We start from the raw sequence: 21,473 nt of genomic DNA on the forward strand, positions 1-21,473 counted from the left end.
ATGTCCGACCGCGACCCGCAGCCGGTGGAGCGTCAACTGCCGACGGAAGAGGCGAGGGATCTGCTCGCCCTCGTCCGGGAGATCGCCCAGCGCGAGATCGCGCCCAGGGCGGCCGAGGAGGAGGACGCGGGACGCTTCCCGCGCGAGATCTTCACTCTGCTCTCCGAATCAGGCCTGCTGGGCCTGCCGTACCCGTCCGAGCACGGCGGCGGCGACCAGCCCTACGAGGTCTACCTCCAGGTCCTGGAGGAGCTGGCCGCGGCCCGGCTCACCGTCGGCCTGGGCGTCAGCGTGCACACGCTCGCCTCCTACTCCCTCGCCACCTACGGCACCAAGCAGCAGCAGGTCGAGCACCTGCCCGCGATGCTCGGCGGCGGTCTGCTCGGCGCGTACTGCCTGTCCGAGCCGTCCTCCGGTTCGGACGCCGCCTCCCTGCGCACCAAGGCCGTCCGCGAGGGCGACGGCTGGGTGATCGACGGCACCAAGGCCTGGATCACCCACGGCGGGATCGCCGACTTCTACACCGTGATGGCCCGCACCGGGGAGGACGGCCCGCGCGGGATCACCGCCTTCCTCGTGCCCGGCGACACCCCCGGCCTGAGCGGTGCCGCACCGGAGAAGAAGATGGGCCTGAAGGGCTCGCCGACCGCGCAGGTGCACTTCGACGGCGTCCGCGTCCCGGACGGCCGGCGCATCGGCGAGGAGGGCCAGGGCTTCTCCATCGCCCTGGCGGCGCTCGACTCCGGCCGGCTCGGCATCGCGGCCTGCGCCATCGGCCTCGCCCAGGCCGCACTGGACGAGGCGGTCCGCTACGCCACCCAGCGCCGCCAGTTCGGCCGGACCATCGCCGACTTCCAGGGCCTGCGCTTCATGATCGCCGACATGGCCACCCAGATCGAGGCGGGCCGCGCGCTGTACCTCGCCGCGGCCCGGCTGCGCGACGCGGGCAGGCCGTTCGCCAAGCAGGCCGCCATGGCCAAGCTGCACTGCACGGACACCGCCATGAAGGTCACCACGGACGCCGTGCAGATACTGGGCGGCTACGGCTACACCGCCGACTTCCCGGCCGAGCGCTATATGCGCGAGGCCAAGGTCCTCCAGATCGTCGAGGGCACCAACCAGATCCAGCGGATGGTCATCGCCCGTCACGTGGCGGGGCCAGAAGGTCGCTGAACTGGCCCGTGAGCACCGTCGGGGCCGCCAGCCTGATCCACTCCGGGTCGTGGCGGCCCGGCAGGGTGCGGCCGCGGTCGGCCCAGGTCCGCATGAGGTCGCGGTAGATGGGCGGGTCCGGCGGCGCGGCCGGCGGAACCGCTTCTCCGGGGCGGGGGACGAAGATACGGCGCTGACGCCCGGTTGCCGAGTACATGGGGGTCATACCAGGGCAACGCGGCGACGGCCGGACAGGTCACCCTCCCACGGAATCGAGCTTCAGTTCATCCCCGTCCGGGTTCCCCCTCGAGCTCCCTGCGCTCGACTGACTTTCGGTTCCAGGGAGTTGTGGGCCAACGGCCGTCCCGTGCCGGAGGCCGCCGATCCCGTGGAGCAGGACCCGCCGGCCCCGCGCCACGACACCGTGCGCGCCCGGTCCAGGGCGCGTACGGGTGGGCGTCGGTGAGCCGGCTCAGGCGGCCTGGCGGCGCATCGACGGCATGCGCATCGGGCGTGAGCCCGGGCCGCCGACGTGCGAGAAGGGCTGCGTCCGCCAGTTCAGACCCTGGGGGAGCGTGAGCAGCAGGGCGGTGTCCTGCTCCTGCGGCTCGAAGGACTCGTCCGCGGGGCGGGCGTCGGCCGCCGCGCGGCCCGTGCCCGCGCACACCGTGAGCCCGAACGGGTTCCACGGCGAGGCGCACAGCGCGTGCTCCGGCAGGAACTCCTCGTCCGCCAGCAACGCGATCGGCTGCGCGCAGTCCGGGCAGATCACCCGGTACATCTCGAAGGTGTCGTAGGCGTCCGGATCCTCGTCGAAGGCGTCGGTTTCGACGCCCTCCGGCTCGGGTTCGGCGACCGACTGCCGGTGCGCGGACGCGGATCGACCAGGGCGATGGGCACTCTGCATGGGATTCTCCCCCTAAGGCTGGGCCGTGAAGGCACTGCGGCCTCGACCACAGCAAGCACTTCCCGTCCGGTCTCGGCGGTAATCACGAGGACATCACGGAGCCTGTGCCCAAAGCGTGTGGTCTTCGTCACATGCCGTGCGCAGGTGCCCGTCCCGGTGCATTTTCTGCCGAAACAGGGAATGACCTGCACCTCTGAGGTATCCGTGGAGATCAGGCGCACTGTAGGTTTTGGCGGCATGGAGGAGCTGGACCGTCAGATCGTGCAGCTGCTCGTCAAGGACGGGCGGATGAGCTACACAGACCTGGGCAAGGCCACGGGCCTGTCCACGTCGGCCGTGCACCAGCGGGTGCGCAGGCTGGAGCAGCGTGGCGTCATCCGCGGCTACGCCGCGGTGGTCGACCCCGAGGCCGTCGGGCTGCCGCTGACCGCGTTCATCTCGGTGAAGCCGTTCGACCCCAGCGCCCCCGACGACATCGCCGACCGCCTCGCCGGGGTCCCGGAGATCGAGGCGTGCCACAGCGTGGCGGGCGACGAGAACTACATCCTCAAGGTGCGTGTGTCCACCCCGCACGAACTGGAGGAACTGCTGGCCCGGCTGCGCTCGCTCGCGGGGGTCTCGACACGCACGACGGTGGTCCTCTCGACACCGTACGAGGCCCGGCCGCCGAAGATCTGACCGCCGGTCCGCCGACGGCGCGCGGGTGCCTTCCGGGCGCCCCGGGTGCGGCGTCCGCCCGGCGTAGGGAGAAACTGTCGGTCATGAACAACCGCACCGCCGAGCCCCCCAAGACCGTCCTGCTCCGCCGCGGCGAGGTCCACAGCCCCGCGGATCCCTTCGCGACGGCCATGGTCGTCGAGGCGGGCCACGTCGCCTGGGTCGGCTCCGAGGGCGCGGCCGACGCCTTCGCCGACGGCGTGGACGAGGTGGTCGATCTCGACGGCGCCCTGGTCACCCCGGCCTTCACCGACGCCCATGTGCACACCACCGCCACCGGCCTCGCCCTGACCGGTCTGGACCTGTCCGGCGCGCCCTCCCTGGAGGCGGCCCTCGCCCGGGTCCGCGACTTCGCCGCCGCCCGCCCCGGCGACCGGGTCCTGCTGGGCCACGGCTGGGACGCCGCCCGCTGGCCCGGCGGCCGGCCGCCGACCCGCGCGGAGCTGGACGAGGCCACCGGCGGACGCCCGCTGTACCTGTCCCGCATCGACGTGCATTCGGCGGTCGTCAGCACCGCCCTGCTGGACCTGGTCCCCGGTGATCTCCCGCGCGAGGACGCCCCGCTCACCAGGGACGCCCACCACGCCGTCCGCGAGGCCGCCCTCGCCGCCATCGCCCCCGCCCAGCGCGCCGAGGCCCAGCGCACCGCCCTGGAGCACGCGGCCTCCCTCGGCATCGGCACCGTGCACGAGTGCGGCGGCCCGCGGATCTCCTCCGAGGACGACTTCACCGGCCTGCTGCAACTCGCCGCCGACATCCCGGGCCCCCGGGTGGTGGGCTACTGGGCGGAAGAGGACACCGCCAAGGCCCGGGAGCTGGGCGCGACCGGCGCGGCGGGAGACCTCTTCGCCGACGGCGCCCTCGGCTCCCACACCGCCTGTCTGCACGAGCCGTACGCCGACGCCGGCCACAGCGGCACCGCCTACCTGGACGCCGACGCCGTCGCCGCCCACGTCGTGGCGTGCACCGAGGCGGGCCTCCAGGCCGGCTTCCACGCCATCGGCGACGCCGCCGTCGCCGCCGTGGTGGACGGCGTGCGCGCCGCCGCCGAGAAGGTGGGCCTCGCCCGGATCCGGGCCGCCCGGCACCGCGTCGAGCACGCCGAGATGCTCACCCCCGAGACCATCGCGGGCTTCGCCGAGCTGGGCCTGATCGCCTCCGTCCAGCCCGCCTTCGACGCGCTGTGGGGCGGCGAGGACGGCATGTACGCCCGGCGTCTGGGGGCGGAACGGGCCCGCACCCTCAACCCGTTCGCCGCCCTGCTCCGCTCCGGTGTACCGCTCGCGTTCGGCTCCGACAGCCCCGTCACGCCGCTGGACCCCTGGGGCACGGTCCGTGCCGCCGCCTTCCACCGCACGCCCGGGCACCGGATCTCCGTCCGCGCCGCCTTCACCGCGCACACCCGCGGCGGCTGGCGGGCCGTCGGCCGCGACGACGCGGGCGTCCTGGTACCGGGCGCCCCCGCCGACTACGCCGTCTGGCGGACCGACGAACTGGTCGTGCAGGCCCCCGACGACCGGGTCGCCCGCTGGTCCACCGATCCGCGTTCCGGCACGCCCGGCCTGCCCGACCTCACCCCGGGCCGTGACCTGCCGGTCTGCCTGCGGACCGTGGTCGGCGGGCGGACGGTGTTCGTACGGCCGGGCGAGTGATCTCCCGGGGTGGCGCGGGCCGCCCCGGCCGCCGGGGCCCCGCCGCCCGACCTGCGCATCCTCCCCACGGTCCGGGCCGCCGGCGCCGGCCGCCCGGTTCGCAGGGCTGTTGACAGTCGGCGGCCAGGGGCCGGTAGGTTCGTCCGAGTCCACCACCGGACGCCCGACCGGGGGACGTTCAGCCGGCTCGTCGCAGCGCCGCTGGGTCAGGGACGGTTGCCGCACCGTCGCTGGGAGCCAGGCTCAGCGCCCGCGCCGACGAGGGGGACGTTCCCGCGGGTCGGCCAGGTGTGACCCGGGTGGGGCCCGGGCGCTCAGTAGACAACGGCTTCCGGTCGACCCGCAGCCAGCGGGTCCCGGGTCGGACCGAAGGGCGCCGGGCCCCCATCCGTCGTGGTACGAAGGTGTTCGGCGCCTGGCGGGACGGTGCGGAAAAGGGCTTCTTACCCCGCTCTTGCGGAACCGACACCACCGTACGAACGCGCTGTCACGTCCTGCCAGGCCGCGGCCACTATGGTGGACCCCTGTGTACGACATGAAGGGGCAGCAGTGAACGACGGCGACGGGACCCTCGCGGCCAAGGCCCAGGGGAGGCAGTTCGGTCCGCTCGGCACGGCCTTGGTGATCATTCCGACCTACAACGAGGCGGAGAACATCAAGTCCATCGTCGGCCGGGTGCGCAAGGCCGTCCCCGAGGCGCACGTACTGATCGCGGACGACAACAGCCCCGACGGCACCGGCAAGCTCGCCGACGAACTGGCCGCCAGGGACGAGCACGTCCACGTCCTGCACCGCAAGGGCAAGGAGGGCCTGGGCGCCGCCTACCTCGCGGGCTTCCGCTGGGGCCTGGAACGGGACTACGGCGTGCTGATCGAGATGGACGCCGACGGCTCCCACCAGCCCGAGGAACTGCCCCGGCTGCTCACCGCCCTCAAGGGCGCCGACCTGGTCCTCGGCTCCCGCTGGGTGCCCGGCGGCCGGGTGGTGAACTGGCCGAAGTCCCGGGAGTTCCTCTCGCGGGGCGGCTCCACCTACTCGCGCCTCATGCTCGACGTGCCCATCCGGGACGTGACCGGCGGCTTCCGGGCCTTCCGCCGCGGGACGCTGGAGGGCCTCGGCCTCGGCGAGGTCGCCTCGCAGGGCTACTGCTTCCAGGTCGACCTGGCCCGCCGGGCGGTGAAGGCCGGCTACCACGTCGTCGAGGTCCCCATCACCTTCGTCGAGCGGGAGCTGGGCGACTCCAAGATGAGCCGGGACATCGTGGTCGAGGCGCTGTGGCGGGTCACCTCCTGGGGCGTCGGGGACCGCCTCGGCAAGCTCACGGGCAAGGGCAGGCAGGCGTAGTGGCGGGTTCGCGGACCGGCCCCGCGGCCGGGCCGTGCCCGGGCTGATCACCCCCTTATCCCGCGCTGAGGCGCGCCCAGGCACACTGGGACCATGACGACTGGCGCTCCGACCTCTCCGTACACCGCCCGCCGCCGGCCCTCCCGGCTGCGCAGGTACCTGCCGCTGGGCCTCGCCGTGTGGCTGGTGCTGGAGATCTGGCTGCTGACCCTGGTCGCGGGCGCCGCGGGCGGCCTCACGGTGTTCCTGCTGCTGGCCGCGGGTCTCGTGGCGGGGTCCGTGGTCATCAAGCGGGCCGGCCGCCGCGCCTTCCAGAGCCTGAACGAGGCGCTGCAGCGGGGCGGCTCACCGGCGCGCGGCGGCGGCAACGGCCTGATGATGCTCGGCGGTCTGCTGCTGATGATCCCCGGCCTGGTCTCGGACGCGGCGGGCCTGCTCCTGCTGCTCCGGCCGGTCCAGAAGGCGGTGAGCCGCGTGGCGGAGAACGCCGTGGAACGGAGTCTGCGCAAGGTTGCCCCGGGCGGCCTGGGCGACGCGTTCCAGCAGGTCCGCATCCACCGGCCCGACGGCAAGGTGGTGCAGGGCGAGGTCATCAGGGAGGACCGGCCCGAGCCGGGGGAGCACAGGCCCCCGCTCACGCGCTGAGCGCCCGGCACCACAAGCACGCACAACGACCGCGGGCGCCGTACGTGTCTTCACGTACGGCGCCCGCGGTCGTTGTGCTGTGTGCGCGTTACGCGCTCTTGCGGCTGTCCCTGGGGTGGACCGCGATGTTCATCGCCCCCGACCGCAGGACCGCCAGACGCTCCTCGAGGACCTCTTCGAGTTCCTCACGGGTGCGTCGCTCCATCAGCATGTCCCAATGGGTACGCGCGGGCTTGGCCTTCTTCTCCTCAGGGCCGTCGCCGTCCACGAGGAGTGCCTGGGCACCACAGACCTTGCACTCCCACTCCGGCGGGATCTCCGCCTCGACCGAGAAGGGCATCTCGAAGCGATGCCCCTTCTCGCATGCGTACTCCACGGCCTGGCGCGGGGCCAGGTCGATACCGCGGTCCGTCTCGTAGCTGGTCACCACGAGGCGCGTACCGCGAAGAGCTCGCTCACTCATGAATCGTGCCTCCCGGGCTTGTCGCCCACAGGACAGGTGTCGCTGTCGTCGTCATCCGGTCAACGTCCGGTCGGCGGTAAAGATTCCCGTTCCGAGTCCCGTTCCGGGTCATGCGTCGCCGTCGTAGCCGCCCCTTGTTCTACCCACAGGCGCCCGGTTTGTCACATCTGCTAGCAGATGTCACCCAGCGTTTCGGCATCTTTGACGCGCAGTAACGGTACGCCTGGCAGGCCAAACGCGTACACTACCGCCCTTTCACGCCGAGTGCTAAATCGGCGCTGGATCTTCTCCGGAACAGGGTGCCCCGCCTCGGCGACCGCACACCGTACCGGGACCCGCCCGAGCAGGACGAAGCCGTCGCCGACCGGTAGCTGCCGGTCAGCTGGTAGGTGAGCCCGAACAGCAGCGGCCCGGGCCGGCTCATCCCGCGATCGCTCATCTCGTACGCCGCGAAGTACTCGGCCTCCTTGCCCGGCGGCACCAGATGGGAGAACAGTGACCGGGACAACGCCTGGCCGCCGCCGAGGACCAGGCCGATCGCGGCGGCCGGCGCGAAGAACCACACCGGCGCCCGCGCGGGCAGGAACCAGCCGGCCGCCAGCGTGAGCGTCCACGCCACCAGCGAGCTGAGACCGTCCGCCGCGCGCCGTCCGCCGGCGCCGGCCGCCCCATCGCCAGCGCCCCCGCCACGGCCAGCACGGCCTGCGTGATGACCGTCTGGATGCCGTCGTTGTAGACGAGGTACGCCAGCAGGAACGCCAGGGTCAGCGGGTACCCGCGCATCTCCCGGACCGTCGCGGCTGGCTGCCCCGGTGCCGTGGCCCGGCCGCCCACGCGCGCGTGGCGGTCGCGCAGCCTGCGCAGCGGGTGCACATGGCCGTCGGCGTCCGCCGCGTGCTCGGCGACCGAGGTGAGGTACGGACCGGGGAAGACGGTCAGGACACTCGTCGCATAGACGGAGCACGCCCGGTCGTAGACGTACCAGCCGCGCTGCTCGCGCCTGAGATCGGCCGCGTGCCCTCGCTTCCCCGCTCACCGCGACGGTCCGGGCCGGGCCGGCCGGGCGGTCAGACCCAGACGCCCCGGTCCTCCATGACCTTGCGCAACGTGTCGATGCGATCGGTCATGATGCCATCGACCCCCAGGTCCAGGAGCCGGTGCATCCGTTCCGGTTCGTTGATCGTCCACACGTGCACCTGGAGCCCGGCGGCGTGGGCGGCGCGGACGAAGCGGTGGTCGACGACGGGCACGCCCGACCGGGCCTCCGGCACCTGCGCGGCCACGGCCGACCGGCGCACGGCGGCCGGCAGCCCCCACGAACGCAGCCGCAGGCTCAGCACCCCGCGCGTGCCGAACGAGGTGGCCAGCCGTGGCCCCGCCAGCCGTTGGGCCCGCAGCACACGCGCCTCGGAGAAGGAGCCCACGCAGACCCGGTCCCAGGCGTCCGCGCGCTCGATCACCTCCAGCAGGGGCCGCAGCGCGGGCTCCGCCTTGACGTCGACGTTCCAGCGCACCCCGGGGAAGGTCTCCAGCAGCTCCTCGAACAGCGGCACCGGTTCGCGGCCGCCCACGCGCGCGTTCCGTATCTCCGCCCACGGCAGGTCGGCGATCCGGCCCGCGCCGTCGGTGACCCGGTCCAGGGTCGTGTCGTGGAAGGCGACCAGCCGGCCGTCCGCCGTGGCGTGCACGTCCGTCTCGATGTACCGGTAGCCCAGCCCCACCGCGCGCCGGAACTGGGCCACGGTGTTTTCCAGGCCGTCGGCGGCCCCGCCCCGGTGGGCGAAGGCGATCGGCCCCGGGTGGTCCAGGAACGGGTGGCGCGGGCGCGGTGTCGTGAGGCTCACGGTCGCAGTATCGCGCGCCGGGGTGTCGCCGCGGCGACGACCGTGCTGCCCGCCGGTGCCGGCGCGACGGCGAACACCCGCAGGAAGGCCTGCGCCAGCGGTCCGATGGACACCGCGTAGAGCACGGTGCCCACCCCGATGGTGCCGCCCAGGAGGAATCCAGTGACCACCACCGCGACCTCCACCGCCGTCCGCATCAGCCGGACCGACCGGCCGGTGCGCCGGTGCAGCCCCGTCATCAGCCCGTCGCGCGGGCCCGGCCCGAAGCGCGCCGCGATGTAGAGGCCGGTCGCCGCGCCGTTCAGCACGATCCCCGCGAGCAGCAGCGGGACGCGGGCGGTCAGGGAGTGCGCCGCCGGGAGCAGGGCGAGCGTGCCGTCCATGGCGAGGCCGACCACGAAGACGTTGGAGACCGTGCCGAGGCCGGGGCGCTGGCGCAGGGGGATCCACAGGAGCAGCACCGCCGCGCCCACGATGATCGACACCACCCCGATGCTCAGCCCGGTCAGCTCCGCGAGCCCCTGGTGCAGCACGTTCCACGGCTCCAGGCCCAGCCCCGCCGCCACGAGCAGCGCCGAGCTCGCACCGTAGAGCGCGAGCCCCGCGTACAGCTGGACCAGCCGCCGTCCGAGGTGGCGGGCGGGAGCGGATGGGCTGGGAGTGGACATGGAATTACCCCCCTGGGTGGTGGCGGTGGCCTGATGCATGACACTCTGTGGCTTGGGACGAATCGTCATCCAGGGCCAATTTGGGGAAGGTGGACTGATCTTCATGGCGCAGTGGACCTCGGCCGTAGGGGCCGCGCAGCTCGCCCGGCTCCTCAACTCCCAGCAGGACCGCCCGGCCGGCCCCGGCACCCGCCGTCCCCCCGCCTATCGCGCCCTCGCCGACGGCGTCCGGCTGCTCGTGCTGGAGGGCCGGGTCCCGGTGGCCGCGCGCCTGCCCGCCGAACGCGAACTGGCCCTGGCCCTCTCCGTCAGCCGCACCACCGTCGCGGCGGCCTACGAGGCGCTGCGCGGCGAGGGCTTCCTGGAGTCCCGGCGCGGCGCCGGGAGCTGGACCGCCGTACCGGCCGGCAACCCCATCCCCGCCCGTGGCCTGGAACCCCTGCCGCCCGAGGCCCTGGGTTCGGTGATCGACCTCGGCTGCGCCTCGCTCCCGGCGCCCGAGCCGTGGCTCACCCGGGCCGTGCAGGGCGCCCTGGAGGAACTCCCGCCGTACGCCCACACCCACGGCGACTACCCGGCCGGGCTGCCCGCGCTGCGCTCGATGATCGCCGAGCGGTACACCGCGCGCGGCATCCCCACCATGCCGGAGCAGATCATGGTCACGACCGGCGCCATGGGCGCCATCGACGCCATCTGCCACCTCTTCGGGGGGCGGGGCGAGCGGATCGCCGTGGAGTCCCCGTCCTACGCCAACATCCTCCAGCTGATGCGCGAGGCGGGCGCCCGGCTCGTGCCCGTCGCGATGGCCGAGGGCCTGTCCGGCTGGGACGTGGACCGCTGGCGCCAGGTGCTGCGCGAGGCCGCGCCGCGGATCGCCTATGTGGTCGCCGACTTCCACAACCCCACTGGCGCCCTTGCCGACGAGGACCAGCGGCGCCGGCTGGTGGACGCGGCCCGCTCGGCCGGCACGGTGCTCGTCGCCGACGAGACGATGAGCGAGCTGTGGCTCGACGAGGACGTCCGGGACGGCGGCATGCCCCGCCCGGTGTGCGGCTTCGACCCGGCCGGCTCCACGGTGATCACGGTCGGCTCGGCCAGCAAGGCGTTCTGGGCGGGGATGCGGATCGGCTGGGTGCGGGCGGCTCCGGACGTCATCCGCAGCCTGGTCGCCGCGCGGGCCTACGCCGACCTCGGCACACCGGTGCTGGAGCAGCTGGCCGTGAACTGGCTCTTCAGCACCGGGGGCTGGGAGCAGGCGGTCGAGCTGCGCCGGGCGCAGGCCCGGGAGAACCGGGACGCCCTGGTGGCCGCGCTGCGCCGGGAACTGCCCGGCTGGGAGTTCGAGGTGCCCCGGGGCGGTCTGACCCTGTGGGTGCGCGCGGGCGGACTCTCCGGTTCCCGCCTCGCGGAGGCGGGCGAGCGGACGGGCGTGCGTGTCCCGTCCGGTCCTCGCTTCGGCGTCGACGGCGCGTTCGAGGGGTACGTCCGGCTTCCGTTCACCGTCGGGGGAGCGGTGGCGGACGAGGCGGCGGCACGGCTCGCCGCCGCTGCCCGGCTGGTGGAGTCGGGGGCGACGGGGGCGGGCGAGGCGCCGAAGACGTTCGTGGCGTAGGCCGGGGGCGCGGGGGACTGGCGGTTCGGGTCACTGGGTCAGGGAGCTACGAAGGCTCCGCCGCCAGGGCCTCCGCGGGGACCGGTGCCTTCTTCCCCGCCGGTTCCGAGACGTCCGCCCGTTCCGGGGCGTCCGCCGGCTTCGAGACGTCCACCGGCTTCGAGAGTGCCGTCGGCTCCTGCTCCACGGCGGTGGTCCGCGGCGGCAGCAGCTCCAGTACCGCCTGCCGGTCGGCGTCGCTCGTGGCGTCGTCGTACGGGTCCGGCGTCCGCGGCACCTGGAGCCGGTGCACCGGTCCGGACCCCAGCCGGGCGTACCCCCGCCCGGGTGGCACCTGCGTCGTCGACGTCGTGGGCGGCGGCGCGCCCAGCACCGCCTCCACCTGCTCCGGCGCCGCGGACCCGAGCACGACACGCGCGCGCGTGTGCTGCCGTACCGCGTCGGTCAGCGCCTCCGCGCTGTCGAACTGCTCGGCCACGACCACGGTCACGTTCGCCGCGCGGCCGTGCCGCAACGGCGCCTGGAGCAGCACTTGCGGGTCCTTGCGGCCGTCCCCCGGTGCGAGGTGCGCAAAGACGCTCGGGCGGTCCAGCAGGATCCACAGCGGACGCCTGGTGTCCGGGGGCGGCGGGTCGCCCGCCTGCCGGGCCAGGTTGATCGTGATGAGCCGCCGCTCGGTCTCCTGCGCGGCCCACTCCAGGCTGGCCAGCGCCCCGGGCAGCGCGCACTCCACGGCCAGGACGCCGCTGCGTCCGGTCAGGCAGGCGTACTCGCCGGTGCCGCCGCCGTCGACGATCAGCACATCGCCGTACTGGAGGGCCTGGATGGCGACGGAGCGCAACAGGGTGGAGGTGCCGCTGCCGGGGTGGCCCATGGCCAGCAGGTGCGGCTCGGTGGAGCGGATGCCGGTGCGCCAGACGACCGGCGGCACGTCGACCCGTTCCTCCCCGTAGGAGAGGGGGAGCGTGCGCTGGACCTCGCTGGGGTCGGTGAAGCCGAGGACGGTCTCGCCGGGCGCGGTGACGAAGCGCTGGGCGGGGATGTCGGCGGGCAGCGGGGGGAGGGCGGTGACGGTGAGCTGGTTGGCCTCCTCCTCCCACCCGAAGTGGTACTCACGGCTCCGCCCGGCCTTCGCGGTGAGCAGCTGCTCGATCCGCGCGCGGGCCGCCGGCTCGCCGTCCGGGAAGTAGGCGGGGTAGCGGATCACGAGGTGGCCGATGCGCCCGGCGTCGTCGAACTCGTGCGCCGCGTAGGCCTTCTCCCACTCCCCGCCGTGCGCGTACAGCGGCGCCGGGTCCTCGGAGCTGGAGAAGTACGGCACCAGGGCCTCGTACAGCGCCTGGAGCCGTTGGGTCTGGGACTCGTCGGGCCCCTCGGGCGCAGGCGGGGTGCGGTCGCGGCCGTGCCAGGCCGCTGCCGCCATCACGGCGATGACGGCGAACAGCGGCCCGTACGGCATCAGGGCCACGACCAGGACCATGGAAGCCGCGAAGAACAGCAGTGGCCCGCGCTTGTCCTTGGGCGTGTCCGCCCACCTGCGCCGGCCGGCCGAGGCCAGCAGGCGCAGCCCGCGCGTCACGGTGATCAGCGGCTGGAGGACGTCGGTGGCGCTGTCGGCCGCCGTCCGGGCCAGCTCCCTGCTCCGGGCGATCTGCGTCCGGGCAATCTGGGCGCTGTCCTTGCTCAGGATGCGGGGGAGGGGGCGCCGGGCCACTGCTGTCTCCTGAGGGTGCGTGCGTGCGGGCGGGACGGGAGGGGTCAGAACTTGATGCCGCCCAGGAGGCTGGCCAGGCTCTCTCCTCCGGCTTTGATGCTCGGGGCGATGCCCGTGGTCGACAGGTAGAAGCCGAAGAGCGCCGACACCGTGGCGTGCGAGCCCTTCAGTCCGTCCTTGCGGAAGAACAGGAAGACGACGACGCCGAGCAGCAGCACGCCTGAGAGCGAGAGGATCATTTGGGGCCTCCTGGTGTCGATGGTGGGGGACAGTCACCATGAGTTCTTCCAGGATCACAGGATGTATCCATACGATTAAAGGTGCAACTGGGTGAAAAGCGGGGGAATTCGCTCACTCGGGGGAGTGTGCCGGACCGCGACTGACCAGGTGTGTTGTCGGCGCGGCGGCACCGACGGGCGCTGCCGTTGATCTTTACCTCGGGCAGATCGGGTCATGTGCCGCGCGAGCCAGTACGCTGGCGATTCACCCGTACGAAGCAGTCCCCGAATCAGCATGGAGAGGCGGTCCGGCCGATGAGTGACGTTCCCGACCCCGAGGTCGTGGAGCTGGCGACCAAGATCTTCGATCTGGCCCGGCGGGGGCAGACCGAGGCGCTCGTGGCGTACGTCGACGCGGGTGTTCCGGCCAACCTCACCAACGACCGCGGCGACTCCCTGGTGATGCTCGCCGCCTACCACGGTCACGCCGGCGCGGTGCGCGCGCTGCTCGCCCGCGGCGCGGCGGCGGACCAGGTCAACGACCGGGGCCAGACCCCGCTCGCGGGTGCCGTCTTCAAGGGTGAGACGGACGTCATCAAGGCCCTCCTGGAGGGCGGAGCCGATCCTTCCGCAGGCACGCCGTCGGCCGTCGACACGGCCCGGATGTTCGGCAAGAAGGAACTCCTGGAACTGTTCGGCGTCCACTGACGTTGACGCACTGATCAGGAACGACACGGAAAACGGGGGAGGCGGTACAGGGCCGCCGGAAATACGGTCGCGGCAGCACACACCGCGGGTCATCATGACGTCGTGATTCACGGACGCGATGGCCGGGCAGGTGTTGCCGCACCGCGCGGGCCGTGATGCGGTCCGCATGGGCCACCGACGAGAGGCAGAGAGAGATGGTCTACAGCAAGCAAGAGACGGCGGGCGCTCCGACGTTGTGTCACGCGGCCAGGTAATGCGCGTTTCCCGGTTGCGTCGACGCTTGATGTGAGGCTGTTTCCCATGTTCGATCCGGTCATAGCGCCGAGCGGTACGCTGCTCGGCCTGCTCCAGCGCGGCCGTGGCGACGGCACGCTGCACGCGCTCACGGCCCCGCGCGCCGAGGCGCTCGCGGCCCTGAACCACTGTGTGCTGCGCGACCCCCGCCACGACTGGCAGGTGGAGAACCGCTCCCTGTATTACGCCCGGCTCTACCTCGATCTGAACGGCGAGCTGGACGCCGTGGAGGCGCACCTCTTCGACCCCGAGGACGTCGTCGACGCCGACGAGTCCCGCACCGGCCTGGCCCTGGCCGTCCTCGGCCACCTCGCCTCCTACGGCAGGCGGGACGCCCTGGAGCTGCTGCGCAGGTACGCCGCGCACGGCGCCAACTGGGCATGGGCCCTGGACGAGCTGGCCCTCAGGGACGACGACGCGGGCCTGCGCGCCCTCGCCGCCCCCGTCCTGGCCCGCTTCCCCACCGATCCCGAGGGCGAGGCCGAGCTGGCCGCCGCCGTACGCGACGCCTTCGAGCCACGGCCCTGGCGGCTGTGGGCCGAGGATCCGCGCGCGTCGATCGCCACGCGGGTGCGTGCCGCCCAGGAGGCCGGCTGCTTCGACCGCTGGCAGCGGCAGATGCGGCCCACCGGCCCCCGCCCCGACTGGAGCGTCCGCGCCGTCTTCGAGTGGGCCCAGCAGGGCATGGAGCGCGGTGCCGCCCTGCACGTGCCCGCCGCCCGCTGCCTGGTCGCCGTGGCCGGCCCGGAGGACCGGCCCGAGATCCTCCAGGCCGCCCGTACCGGCACCGACGGGGCCCGCTGCACCGCACTGCGCTACCTCGCCGACAGCAACGACCGTGACGCGCTGGGCCTGATCGAGGCGGCCGTCGTCGACGGGACGGCACCCGTCGTGGAAGCCGCCGTCGACGCCTTCGAACGCATGCGCAGCGTCGCCGCCGTCGACCGCGCGCGCGGCTGGGCCCAGCGCCCCGACGCGCTCGGTGCCGCCGCCGGACGCATGCTCGCCTGCCGCGGCGGCACACGCGACCGCGACCTGGTCCTCGGCGCCCTCCGCGAGGCCGTGCGCGGCGAGGGACCCGACGCGCCCACCCTGTGGACGCTCGTCGACGGCGCCGGACGCCTCGGCATCGTCTGCGCCGCCCCCGTCCTGCGCCATGTCTACCGCGAGACGGCCTCCTCCCATCTCCGCGGCCGCGCCGCCCGCGCGCTGGCCGCCACCGATCCCTCCTTCGCCACCGGCTTCGCCGTCGAATGCCTGTGGGACTGCGAGGAGACCACCCGCGAACTGGCCGCCCGGCACGCCGAGACCGGCGACGCCCGGGTCGTGGAGCGCCTGCGCCGCCTGGCCGCCGATCCGGCGGAGGAGGACGAGGTGCAGACCGCGGTACGCAGCCGCTTCGGACCGGATGCGGCTCTCGGCTGAGCCGTCCCGGACCCGGAGGGAGCCTCCGCCGGGCGTGTCCGCCGGCACCCGGCCCTACCCCGCTCGGCGGACGCGCGCCCGCCGGGTGAACACCCGGTGACCCGTGGGTCAGGCGGCCATGACGGCCGCCTGACCCGCTCGGGTGTGCAGCCCAACGCTCATGGGACGTTCCCCGCGCCGAAAGATCGAAGTTGACGCGGGCACGTCCGGCGCGGCGACAACACCCGTATGCGTGTCGTCATCGTGACCGAATCCTTTCCCCCCGATGTGAACGGCGTGGCCCACTGCGCGCTCCAGACCGCCCGGCACCTCGTGGACCGCGGTCACCTCCCCCTCGTCGTCGCCCCCGCTCCCGCGCCCGGCAGCGGCCCGGACACGGACGCCCCGTGCCCGGTCGTCCGGATTCCCTCCCTCCCGCTCCCCGGCTACCCCCAGGTCCGCGTCGCCCTCCCCAGCCGGCGTCTCGCCGCCGCCCTCGTCGCGCACCGCCCCGACGTGATCCACCTGGCCAGCCCCTTCGTCCTCGGTGTACGCGGCATGGCCGCAGCCGCCCGGCTCGGCGTCCCCGCCGTCGCCGTCTACCAGACCGACCTGGCCGGCTACGCCCGCACCTACATGGGCGCCGGGGAGGCCGCGGCCTGGCGGCGCATCCGCTCCGTGCACGGCGCCGCCGACCGCACCCTGGCCCCCTCCAGCGCGGCCCGGTCCGACCTGGAGGAGCACGGCGTGCCCCGGGTACGGCTCTGGCCGCGCGGGGTGGACACCGTACGTTTCCGGCCACAGCACCGGGACGAGGCGCTGCGCCGCGCCCTCGCCCCGAACGGCGAACTGATCGTCGGCTACGTCGGCCGGCTCGCCCCGGAGAAGCACGTCGAACTGCTCTCCGGAGTCTGCGGGCTGGCCGGGGTGCGGGTGGTGGTCGTCGGCGACGGACCCAGCCAGGCCCATCTGGCCGAGGCCCTGCCCGGCGCCGTCTTCCTCGGCCGTCGCACCGGCGACGAACTGGCCCGGATCTTCGCCTCACTGGACCTGTTCGCGCACACCGGCCCCTTCGAGACGTTCTGCCAGACCGTCCAGGAGGCCATGGCCAGCGGAGTCCCGGTCGTCGCGCCGGCCGCCGGCGGCCCGCTCGACCTGGTCGACCACGGCCGTACCGGCCTGCTGGTCCCGCCGCGCGACGCCGCCGCCGTACAGGAGGCGGTCCGCGCCCTGGCCGCCGACCCCGCGCGGCGCGCCGCGTACGGCGCCACCGCCCGCGCGACGGTCGAGGGCCGCACCTGGGCCGCCGTCGGCGACCAGCTGATCGCCCACTACGACGACGTCCTCGCGGACCGGAAGACGGCGGTGGCGGCATGACCGGGCAGTCCCTGCGCATCGTCCGCCTCGCCAACTTCGTCGCCCCCGCCTCCGGCGGGCTGCGCACCGCCCTGCGGGAACTCGGCAAGGGCTTCCGGGCCGCGGGCCACGAACCGGTCTTGATCGTGCCCGGCGAACGGCACACCGACCGCGACACCGGACAGGGCCGGGTCATCACCCTGCCCGGACCGCTGCTGCCCGGCACCGGCGGCTACCGCGTCCTCACCGACAAGCGGCGCGTGGCCGCACTCCTGGAGGAACTGGCCCCGGACCGCCTGGAGGTCTCCGACCGGACCACCCTGCGCTGGACCGGCCGCTGGGCCCGCCGCGCGCGCGTGCCCGCCGTGATGGTCTCCCACGAGACCGCCGACGGCGTGCTGCGCACCTGGGGCCTGCCCGAGCACCTCGCGCGGCGCGCCGCCGACTCCCTCAACACCCGGACCGCGCACGTCTACTCGCGGGTGGTGTGCACCACCGAGTTCGCCGAGCGCGAGTTCGTGCGCATCGGCGCGCGCAACGTCGTACGCGCCCCCCTGGGAGTCGACCTGATGGAACGGCACCCCGCGCTGCGCGACCCCGGGCTGCGTGACCGCCACGCGCGCGGGGACGAGGCGCTGCTCGTGATGGCGTCCCGGCTCTCCGTCGAGAAGCGCCCCGGCACGGCCCTGGACGCCCTGGAGGCGCTGCTGCGGCGCGGACGGCGGGCGGTGCTCGTGGTCGCCGGGGACGGGCCGCTGCGGGCCCGCCTTGAGCAGCGCGCACGGGACCGCCGGCTCCCGGTGACCTTCCTCGGGCACGTCTCCGACCGGACGTCCCTCGGCGCGCTCCAGGCGTCCGCCGACGTGTGCCTCGCGCCCGGGCCCGCCGAGACCTTCGGGCTGGCCGCGCTGGAGGCCCTGGCCTGCGGCACACCCGTGGTGGCGAGCGCGTCCTCCGCGCTGCCCGAGGTCATCGGCTCGGCGGGCGCCACCGCGGTGGGCGGCGGGGAGGCGTTCGCGGGCGCCGTGGAACTGCTGCTGGAGCGCGCCGAGCCCGAGCGGCGCGAGGCGGCACGCGCGCGTGCGGAGTGCTTCGGCTGGGCGACGGCCGTGGAGGCCTTCCTGGCGGCCCACGACACGGAGGTGCTGCGTCCCGCCGACGCGCGGCCCGCCGTACCGGAGGGTGTGGCATGAGCGCCGACGCCGCGCTGCGGCGCAGTGGCCCCGCGCGCACGGGTGGGCGTGACGTGGAAGCCGGTGCCGCGACGGGGCGCGGTGGCTCCTCGCGTTTCGTCGCGCTCGGGGACTCGCTGACCGAGGGTGTGGGCGACCCGGTCGGTGCCGGATGGCGGGGCTGGGCGGCGCTGCTGGCCGCCTCCCTCGCCGGGGACGGCGAAGAGGTGCTGTTCACCAACCTCGCGGTCAGCGGGGCGCAGACGCGGGACGTGCGGGAGAAGCAGACGCCGGCCGCCCTGGAGCTGCGCCCCGACCTGGTGTCCGTGGTCGTCGGCGTCAACGACACGCTGCGCCGCACCTTCGACATCCACGCCGTGGCCGCCCACCTCGACCAGGTCTACGGCTCCCTCACCCGTCAGGGCGCCACCCTGCTCACCGCCTGTCTGCCCGACCCCGGCGCCATGCTCCGGCTCCCGGACGCCCTGGCCCGTCCGCTGGCCCGGCGGCAACGGGCGGTCAACGCGGTCGTCCACGCGCTGTCCGAGCGGTACGGCGCCCTCCACCTGCACGCGGCGGACGACCGCTGGACCGGCGACCGGAGCCTGTGGAGCGCGGACCGGCTGCACCCCGCGGAGCGCGGCCACCGGCGGTTCGCCGTCCGCTGCCACGCCCTGCTCGCCGAGGCGGGCCGCGCGACCGGGCAACCTCCCTCACCCGAACCGGAGTTCCCCGCGCCGACCCGCACGGCGCGCCTGTGGTGGCTGGCCACGGCGGGAACCGCCTGGGTGCTCCGGCGCTGCGACGACCTGCTGCCGCAGCTGCTGCTCCTGGCCGCCGGCGAACTGCGCCACCGCGCCCGGGGCACCGGAGCCCACCTGGACCTCCGTGCGTCGGCGGCGGTGTCGGCGGCGCTGGCGGCCCTGCCGGACGTCTCCGCCGAGCGGGCAGCGGCTCGGTGGCGCGGCGACGGGAGGGACGGGGCGGTCGAGGCGGTCGGCCTCGGGGAGACGGCGGTGGTGGAGACGGCCGCCTCCGCGGGGGCCGTTGCGGCTGGTTGAGACCGGCGGGGGAGCGGAGGACCGCCGTCCCGGCCGCAGGGGCTCAGCGGCGGCGCACCGGTACGAAGCGGACCGGGGTGCCCGGGAGGGCCTGGGCGGCGGACGGGAGGTCGGCGGCGCGCACGACGGCGATCACCGGGTAGCCGCCGGTGGTCGGATGGTCCGCGAGGAAGACCACCGGGCGTCCGTCCGGCGGGACCTGGACCGCGCCCAGGACCATGCCCTCGCTGGGCAGTTCACCGGTCCGGGCCCGCTCCAGCGCGGGCCCCTCGGTGCGCAGGCCGATGCGGTTGCTCGCCGCGGAGACCCGGTACGCGCGCGTGGTGAGATCCCGCACCGCCCGCGCCGTGAACCAGTCGTCGCGCGGGCCGGGCGTCACCCGGAGCACCAGCTCGGCCGGCGGACCCGGCTGCGGCACCCCGTCCACGCGCGCGGGAGGGCCGGCCGGGGCGCCCAGCGGCAGCACCGTACCGTCGGTGAGCGGTGCCGGACCGAGGCCGGACAGCAGGTCGGTGGCGCGGCTGCCGAGGACCGGCTCCACGGTGACGCCCCCGCCGACCGCGACGTAGCCGCGCACGCCGGCCGTGGCCGTGCCCACGTCCAGCAGTTCGCCCGCCGGTACCACGACCGGCGCGCCCCACGCGGCCGGGCGGCCGCCCACCGTCACCGGGCAGGGCGCACCGCCGACCGCGACGGTCACCGTCGAACGCGGGCGCAGCGCACAGCCGTTGAGGGTCGTCTCCAGGACGGCGGCGTCCGGGGGATTGCCGACGAGCCGGTTCACCAGCGCAGCGGCGGGCGCGTCGAGCGCTCCGGAGCGGGGCACGCCGAGGTGCGCGTAGCCCGGCCGCCCGCGGTCCTGCACGGTGGTCAGCGCCCCGGCGCGCACGACGACCAGCGCACGGTCGGTCATGGGGCCTCCCAGGCCACGGGTCGGGCAGGCAGCGGGCACGCGCGCGCGTGGGCTGCCGTCCGCCGCCCGGCCGCACGGTCCTCCCCGGCGCGCACGACCGCCGGTGCGGCTGCTCCCGCCCTGCGCACCGCCACCGGTGCGGCCGTCTGCCCGGTGCGCACCCCTGCCGGTACGCCCCTGTGCTGGCCGCTCACGCGTCCCCCGCCGGCACGAACCGCACGCGCGTGCCCGGCTCCAGCAGGGCCGCCGGGACGCGTGCCGGGTCCCACAGCACCGCGTCCGTCGTGCCGATCAGTTGCCAGCCACCGGGCGAGGAGCGCGGGTAGACGCCGGTGTACGGGCCGGCCAGGGCCACGCCGCCGGCGGGAACCGCCGTGCGCGGGGTGGCGCGGCGCGGCACGTGGTAGCGCTCCGGGAGCCCGGTGAGGTAGCCGAAGCCGGGGGCGAAGCCGCAGAAGGCCACGGTGAACTCGGTGCCGGCGTGGACGCGGGCCACCTCGTGTTGCGGCACCTGCCAGTGCGCGGCGACCGCCGCCAGGTCGGGGCCGTCGTACCGCACGGGCAGTTCGACCAGCTCGCGCGCGCGGGCAGGCACCCGCGGCACCCGCGCGCCGGTCAGTTCCGCCGCCCAGCGGGCCGGCTCGGCCAGCCCGTCGAGCAGGACCGTACGGGCCGCCGGGACGATCTCGCGCACGGTGAGCGAGCCCTCCGCGCGGCGCCGCAGCAGTTCCGCGTGCACGGCCTGCGCCTCCTGCCCGGAGGCGACCTCGACGAGCAGCGCGTCGTCGCCGACGGGAAGCGCCCTCACGCGAACGCCTCCACCCGCACGCCCGCCCCCACCAGCCGCTCCCGCACCCGCCGGGCCAGGCCGACCGCGCCCGGAGTGTCGCCGTGCAGGCACAGCGACCGGGCGCGCACCCGGATCCGCGCGCCGGAGTGCGCGATCACCGCACCGGAGCGCGCGAGGCTCACCGAGCGCTCCACCACGGTGTCCGGGTCGGTCACCACGGCGCCCTCGTGACCGCGCGGCACCAGCGTGCCCTCGTCGGTGTACGCGCGGTCCGCGAAGGCCTCCGTGACGGCCGGAAGACCTGCCTCGGCCGCCAGCTCCAGGAACCGCGAGCCGGGCAGCCCCAGCACCGGCAGCGAGGCGTCCGCGAGGCGCACCCCCTCGATCACCGCGCGGGCCTGTTCCCCGTCGTGCACGACGCGGTTGTAGAGCGCGCCGTGCGGTTTGACGTACGCCACGCGCGCGCCCGCCGCCCGTGCGAACACCTCCAGGGCACCGATCTGGTAGGCCACTTCGGCCGCCAGCTCGGCGGGCGGCACATCCATCGCGCGCCGCCCGAAACCGGCCAGGTCCCGGTAGGAGACCTGCGCGCCGATCGTCACCCCGCGCTCGGCCGCCCGTTCGCACACCCGGCGCATGGTGGCCGCGTCCCCGGCGTGGAAGCCGCAGGCCACGTTGGCGCTGGTGACGACGGACAGGAGCTGGTCGTCGTCGGTCAGCCGCCAGCGGCCGAAGCCCTCGCCCAGGTCGGCGTTCAGATCGATCGCGGTCATGATGTTCTCGCGTCTCCGGTTCTCGTGGCGCTCATTCGTGCGCGGTTTCGGGGTTGCGGTACGCAC

General features: G+C 74.6%; 21 protein-coding genes and 1 pseudogene. 11 read left to right on the forward strand and 11 right to left on the reverse strand.

Features of this window, described 5'->3' with window-relative positions; translation table 11 throughout:
• On the forward strand, window positions 1–1,173 hold the full coding sequence (locus AB0947_RS35750; RefSeq protein WP_366754549.1) for an acyl-CoA dehydrogenase family protein: 1,173 nt from the start codon (window positions 1–3) through the stop codon (window positions 1,171–1,173).
• Here the strand turns inward: AB0947_RS35750 and AB0947_RS35755 are convergent.
• Window positions 1,136–1,378 (reverse strand): hypothetical protein, encoded by a 243-nt coding sequence (locus AB0947_RS35755; RefSeq protein ID WP_366754550.1) that lies wholly within the window; start codon window positions 1,376–1,378, stop codon window positions 1,136–1,138. The genes AB0947_RS35750 and AB0947_RS35755 overlap by 38 nt on opposite strands.
• A gap of 246 nt (window positions 1,379–1,624) precedes the next feature.
• On the reverse strand, window positions 1,625–2,059 hold the full coding sequence (locus AB0947_RS35760; protein WP_366754551.1) for a hypothetical protein: 435 nt from the start codon (window positions 2,057–2,059) through the stop codon (window positions 1,625–1,627).
• Between the two features lie 237 nt (window positions 2,060–2,296).
• Here AB0947_RS35760 and AB0947_RS35765 point away from each other — a divergent pair, with 237 nt between their 5' ends.
• From AB0947_RS35765 to fxsA, 4 genes are all read left to right on the forward strand, one after another.
• Window positions 2,297–2,737, forward strand: coding sequence for an Lrp/AsnC family transcriptional regulator (locus tag AB0947_RS35765; RefSeq protein ID WP_014671472.1), 441 nt, complete (start codon window positions 2,297–2,299; stop codon window positions 2,735–2,737).
• Window positions 2,738–2,820: 83 nt separating this feature from the next.
• Window positions 2,821–4,428 carry an amidohydrolase gene (locus AB0947_RS35770; protein ID WP_366754552.1) on the forward strand — a complete coding sequence of 536 codons (1,608 nt, stop codon included), beginning with the start codon at window positions 2,821–2,823 and terminating at the stop codon, window positions 4,426–4,428.
• A gap of 549 nt (window positions 4,429–4,977) precedes the next feature.
• A complete protein-coding gene (locus AB0947_RS35775; protein ID WP_366754553.1) occupies window positions 4,978–5,772 on the forward strand; it encodes a polyprenol monophosphomannose synthase in 795 nt (264 codons plus the stop codon).
• 93 nt (window positions 5,773–5,865) lie between these two features.
• Window positions 5,866–6,417, forward strand: coding sequence for an FxsA family membrane protein (fxsA, locus tag AB0947_RS35780; protein WP_366754554.1), 552 nt, complete (start codon window positions 5,866–5,868; stop codon window positions 6,415–6,417).
• 88 nt (window positions 6,418–6,505) lie between these two features.
• Here the strand turns inward: fxsA and AB0947_RS35785 are convergent, their stop codons facing one another.
• From AB0947_RS35785 to AB0947_RS35800, 4 genes and pseudogenes are all read right to left on the reverse strand, one after another.
• Entirely contained in the window at window positions 6,506–6,880 is a 375-nt protein-coding gene (locus tag AB0947_RS35785) for an RNA polymerase-binding protein RbpA (RefSeq protein ID WP_003977404.1), read from the reverse strand.
• 170 nt (window positions 6,881–7,050) lie between these two features.
• Window positions 7,051–7,894: pseudogene (locus tag AB0947_RS35790) on the reverse strand (MFS transporter); the annotation flags it as partial.
• Between the two features lie 53 nt (window positions 7,895–7,947).
• Window positions 7,948–8,724, reverse strand: a complete 777-nt coding sequence (locus AB0947_RS35795; protein WP_366754555.1) for a glycerophosphodiester phosphodiesterase — start codon at window positions 8,722–8,724, stop codon at window positions 7,948–7,950.
• Window positions 8,721–9,392 carry a hypothetical protein gene (locus tag AB0947_RS35800; RefSeq protein ID WP_366754556.1) on the reverse strand — a complete coding sequence of 224 codons (672 nt, stop codon included), beginning with the start codon at window positions 9,390–9,392 and terminating at the stop codon, window positions 8,721–8,723. The genes AB0947_RS35795 and AB0947_RS35800 overlap by 4 nt, the downstream gene beginning before the upstream one ends.
• Before the next feature lie 103 nt (window positions 9,393–9,495).
• On the opposite strand from AB0947_RS35800, the gene AB0947_RS35805 reads away from it, so the two are divergent.
• A complete protein-coding gene (locus AB0947_RS35805; protein ID WP_366754557.1) occupies window positions 9,496–11,004 on the forward strand; it encodes a PLP-dependent aminotransferase family protein in 1,509 nt (502 codons plus the stop codon).
• A gap of 46 nt (window positions 11,005–11,050) precedes the next feature.
• Here AB0947_RS35805 and AB0947_RS35810 read toward each other — a convergent pair whose 3' ends face one another.
• Window positions 11,051–12,718 carry a hypothetical protein gene (locus AB0947_RS35810; protein WP_366754558.1) on the reverse strand — a complete coding sequence of 556 codons (1,668 nt, stop codon included), beginning with the start codon at window positions 12,716–12,718 and terminating at the stop codon, window positions 11,051–11,053.
• A 44-nt stretch (window positions 12,719–12,762) separates the two neighbouring features.
• Window positions 12,763–12,957 carry a hypothetical protein gene (locus AB0947_RS35815; protein WP_014671463.1) on the reverse strand — a complete coding sequence of 65 codons (195 nt, stop codon included), beginning with the start codon at window positions 12,955–12,957 and terminating at the stop codon, window positions 12,763–12,765.
• 294 nt (window positions 12,958–13,251) lie between these two features.
• Here AB0947_RS35815 and AB0947_RS35820 point away from each other — a divergent pair, with 294 nt between their 5' ends.
• The 5 genes from AB0947_RS35820 (at window position 13,252) to AB0947_RS35840 (ending at window position 18,931) form a co-directional block, all read left to right on the forward strand.
• Window positions 13,252–13,644: an ankyrin repeat domain-containing protein gene (locus tag AB0947_RS35820; protein WP_366754559.1), complete on the forward strand. Its 393-nt coding sequence runs from the start codon at window positions 13,252–13,254 to the stop codon at window positions 13,642–13,644.
• A 300-nt stretch (window positions 13,645–13,944) separates the two neighbouring features.
• Window positions 13,945–15,363 (forward strand): HEAT repeat domain-containing protein, encoded by a 1,419-nt coding sequence (locus AB0947_RS35825; protein ID WP_366754560.1) that lies wholly within the window; start codon window positions 13,945–13,947, stop codon window positions 15,361–15,363.
• Window positions 15,364–15,591: 228 nt separating this feature from the next.
• Complete coding sequence (locus tag AB0947_RS35830; RefSeq protein WP_366754561.1) at window positions 15,592–16,719, forward strand: glycosyltransferase family 1 protein; 1,128 nt, start codon at window positions 15,592–15,594, stop codon at window positions 16,717–16,719.
• Window positions 16,716–17,891: a glycosyltransferase gene (locus tag AB0947_RS35835; RefSeq protein ID WP_366754562.1), complete on the forward strand. Its 1,176-nt coding sequence runs from the start codon at window positions 16,716–16,718 to the stop codon at window positions 17,889–17,891. The genes AB0947_RS35830 and AB0947_RS35835 overlap by 4 nt, the downstream gene beginning before the upstream one ends.
• Window positions 17,888–18,931, forward strand: a complete 1,044-nt coding sequence (locus AB0947_RS35840; protein ID WP_366754563.1) for an SGNH/GDSL hydrolase family protein — start codon at window positions 17,888–17,890, stop codon at window positions 18,929–18,931. Before AB0947_RS35835 ends, AB0947_RS35840 begins: the two co-directional genes overlap by 4 nt.
• Window positions 18,932–18,974: 43 nt before the next feature.
• On the opposite strand, the gene AB0947_RS35845 is transcribed toward AB0947_RS35840, so the two are convergent.
• The 3 genes from AB0947_RS35845 to AB0947_RS35855 all read right to left on the reverse strand — a co-directional run bounded on the left by AB0947_RS35845 (window position 18,975) and on the right by AB0947_RS35855 (window position 21,407).
• Window positions 18,975–19,844 carry a biotin-dependent carboxyltransferase family protein gene (locus AB0947_RS35845; protein ID WP_366754564.1) on the reverse strand — a complete coding sequence of 290 codons (870 nt, stop codon included), beginning with the start codon at window positions 19,842–19,844 and terminating at the stop codon, window positions 18,975–18,977.
• Between the two features lie 190 nt (window positions 19,845–20,034).
• On the reverse strand, window positions 20,035–20,652 hold the full coding sequence (gene pxpB / locus AB0947_RS35850) for a 5-oxoprolinase subunit PxpB (RefSeq protein ID WP_366754565.1): 618 nt from the start codon (window positions 20,650–20,652) through the stop codon (window positions 20,035–20,037).
• Window positions 20,649–21,407: a 5-oxoprolinase subunit PxpA gene (locus tag AB0947_RS35855; protein ID WP_366754566.1), complete on the reverse strand. Its 759-nt coding sequence runs from the start codon at window positions 21,405–21,407 to the stop codon at window positions 20,649–20,651. Before AB0947_RS35855 ends, pxpB begins: the two co-directional genes overlap by 4 nt.
• Window positions 21,408–21,473: the final 66 nt, after the last annotated feature.

The organism is Streptomyces sp. NPDC047841 (assembly GCF_040704085.1).
Classification (GTDB): Bacteria; Actinomycetota; Actinomycetes; order Streptomycetales; family Streptomycetaceae; genus Streptomyces; species Streptomyces argyrophylli.

What these genes read in the sequence shown, in the direction of transcription:
- AB0947_RS35750 (WP_366754549.1), top strand. Translation starts at nt 1, where the DNA reads ATGTCCGACCGCGACCCGCAGCCGGTGGAGCGTCAACTGCCGACGGAA.
- AB0947_RS35755 (WP_366754550.1), bottom strand. Translation starts at nt 1,378, where the DNA reads ATGACCCCCATGTACTCGGCAACCGGGCGTCAGCGCCGTATCTTCGTC.
- AB0947_RS35760 (WP_366754551.1), bottom strand. Translation starts at nt 2,059, where the DNA reads ATGCAGAGTGCCCATCGCCCTGGTCGATCCGCGTCCGCGCACCGGCAG.
- AB0947_RS35765 (WP_014671472.1), top strand. Translation starts at nt 2,297, where the DNA reads ATGGAGGAGCTGGACCGTCAGATCGTGCAGCTGCTCGTCAAGGACGGG.
- AB0947_RS35770 (WP_366754552.1), top strand. Translation starts at nt 2,821, where the DNA reads ATGAACAACCGCACCGCCGAGCCCCCCAAGACCGTCCTGCTCCGCCGC.
- fxsA (WP_366754554.1), top strand. Translation starts at nt 5,866, where the DNA reads ATGACGACTGGCGCTCCGACCTCTCCGTACACCGCCCGCCGCCGGCCC.
- AB0947_RS35785 (WP_003977404.1), bottom strand. Translation starts at nt 6,880, where the DNA reads ATGAGTGAGCGAGCTCTTCGCGGTACGCGCCTCGTGGTGACCAGCTAC.
- AB0947_RS35800 (WP_366754556.1), bottom strand. Translation starts at nt 9,392, where the DNA reads ATGTCCACTCCCAGCCCATCCGCTCCCGCCCGCCACCTCGGACGGCGG.
- AB0947_RS35805 (WP_366754557.1), top strand. Translation starts at nt 9,496, where the DNA reads ATGGCGCAGTGGACCTCGGCCGTAGGGGCCGCGCAGCTCGCCCGGCTC.
- AB0947_RS35815 (WP_014671463.1), bottom strand. Translation starts at nt 12,957, where the DNA reads ATGATCCTCTCGCTCTCAGGCGTGCTGCTGCTCGGCGTCGTCGTCTTC.
- AB0947_RS35820 (WP_366754559.1), top strand. Translation starts at nt 13,252, where the DNA reads ATGAGTGACGTTCCCGACCCCGAGGTCGTGGAGCTGGCGACCAAGATC.
- AB0947_RS35825 (WP_366754560.1), top strand. Translation starts at nt 13,945, where the DNA reads ATGTTCGATCCGGTCATAGCGCCGAGCGGTACGCTGCTCGGCCTGCTC.
- AB0947_RS35830 (WP_366754561.1), top strand. Translation starts at nt 15,592, where the DNA reads ATGCGTGTCGTCATCGTGACCGAATCCTTTCCCCCCGATGTGAACGGC.
- AB0947_RS35835 (WP_366754562.1), top strand. Translation starts at nt 16,716, where the DNA reads ATGACCGGGCAGTCCCTGCGCATCGTCCGCCTCGCCAACTTCGTCGCC.
- AB0947_RS35840 (WP_366754563.1), top strand. Translation starts at nt 17,888, where the DNA reads ATGAGCGCCGACGCCGCGCTGCGGCGCAGTGGCCCCGCGCGCACGGGT.
- AB0947_RS35845 (WP_366754564.1), bottom strand. Translation starts at nt 19,844, where the DNA reads ATGACCGACCGTGCGCTGGTCGTCGTGCGCGCCGGGGCGCTGACCACC.
- AB0947_RS35855 (WP_366754566.1), bottom strand. Translation starts at nt 21,407, where the DNA reads ATGACCGCGATCGATCTGAACGCCGACCTGGGCGAGGGCTTCGGCCGC.